Origin of the sequence: Bradyrhizobium valentinum, from assembly GCF_001440405.1 — a bacterium.
In the GTDB taxonomy this organism is placed as follows: Bacteria; Pseudomonadota; Alphaproteobacteria; order Rhizobiales; family Xanthobacteraceae; genus Bradyrhizobium; species Bradyrhizobium valentinum.
This window is the reverse complement of record NZ_LLXX01000016.1, coordinates 1-1732: the sequence shown is the minus strand read 5'-3', so window position 1 is coordinate 1732 and position 1732 is coordinate 1. Positions and strand designations below refer to the sequence as shown.

Sequence of the window (1732 nt, the reverse complement as noted above, 5' to 3'; positions counted from 1 at the left end):
GACGCTTCCATCGTCGGCGACCTCAAAGATCTTCTGCTCGTGCACGTGACCATAGAAGCAGACACGACGGCCGGGAAAGTCCGCGCGCAGATAACGTACGTTCTCTTCGATATGAAGCGGCGCGGTCATGTACTGCTGCACATCGCGCACGCCGCCGTGAACGAGCACCACGCTGTCCTCGATCAGGATGGTTCTCGGCAGCGAGCGCAGATATTCCACGGTGTCGGGCTGCAGCAGTCGGCGCGTGCGTTTGAGCGCATGCATCGCCTTATTCGAGCAGCGCTCGAAGCCGAGGCGGCCGATGCCGATAAGGTCGTGGTTTCCCGCAATGGAGACGAAGCCGCGTTCCCGCAAAATGGCGGCGCAATCGTCAGAATCAGCATTGTAGCCGATGATGTCGCCGATGCACAGGAGTCGTTCGGGGCGGTGATCTTGCAGCGCCGCGAGCGTCGCGACAAGAGCTTCGCGGTTGCCGTGGATATCGGCTAAGACGCCATAGAGAGCCATTGACGCGACCATACCTTCATCAGCCCGAGCAGTTTACGAAACTTGCGAACGAAGTCCATCGCCAGGGGCGTCGGATCGCTCCAGGCGAAGACGTTGTAGACGGTGCGCGTAAAGAGGATCGAGAACAGCCAGCCAATCAGGCTCAGCTGCCGACGCGCGGCGAGCTGGCGATAGGCGCGCCAATCGAGCGGCAGGCAAAGCCAGCGCGTGTCCGTGCGATAGGACAGCGGCGGTGGCCGCTTGCCCGCGACAAGGTAGTCATATGCGACCTCCATGAGGTTGAGGCCATTCGCCGCGCCGAGGTAATGCCAGAGGTTGAAGCGCGCGTTCACCTCAAGAAGAAAGTGCTCGCCGGATTCCACATCCGTCTTGAAGTCCATTTTGAACGCGCCTTTCAGAGGCACCTGCTCGGCCATCCGGCGCCCGAACGTCGCGAGAGCGTCGTCGTGGATCAACTCGATGAACGAACTCTCGCCGGTGAGTGGCGGCGACGTGCGCAACTTCCGGCCTACGAAGCAGGCGAGGATCTTTCCATGCTCGTCGGCGACACCGTGGAATGACCAGAGCTGGCGATCACCTCCCCGAACGTACTCCTGAAATGTGAGATGATCGCGAAAGCGCCTGACGCGGGGATCGGCGGCTGCTGCGCGGCCGTTCTCGAAAATGATCGCCTTGCTGTGCTCGCTGAAAAGCTGGACCTGCAGCGGCGAATGGTACCAGCTGAATTTCGAGCGGGGCTTGGCAAGCACCGGGTCCTCGATTTCGGAAAGCAAATCCCAGGGCAGGCTGCGCGGCACCGGAAGGTATCTGCCGCGCGCCAGCGCCTCGAAGCGGTCTTTCGTCAGCAGCCCGAGCGCTACTTCCGGATCGCTCAGGAGCAGCAGAAACTTCTTCTCGAAGCGGGCGCGATGCATATAGATGAGTTCGAGGAAATAGTCCTCGCCATACATCAAGGGAACCCGGCGGCCGAGCGCGCGGAAAAGCCGGTCCCCGGTATCGAGAAGCGCCTCGATCAGCGCGTCTGGCTCGTTCCGGGGCGGAAGGATGCAGCGCCCGCCGCAATAGCGGGAGGCGAATGCCGGGTCGTCCTCACTTGAGGCAACGATCGCCGGAATGCCCGCCATCCCGAGCGGGCGGAGCAAGACGGGGCCCGCCGCAAGCAGAACCGGCGGCCGGTCCGCCGTGATGTTCCGGCAGTTGATGTCGAGTATGGTGGTCATTGCCC

At 62.2% G+C, this 1732-nt stretch carries 2 protein-coding genes; both read right to left on the bottom strand.

Annotated features, from left to right (window positions below):
- Positions 1–507 (bottom strand): metallophosphoesterase family protein (locus CP49_RS01625; protein WP_197422996.1); only part of this gene is annotated, 507 nt, incomplete at its 3' end.
- Positions 486–1732 (bottom strand): carboxylate--amine ligase (locus CP49_RS45730; protein ID WP_197422995.1); only part of this gene is annotated, 1247 nt, incomplete at its 5' end. The genes CP49_RS45730 and CP49_RS01625, both read right to left, overlap by 22 nt.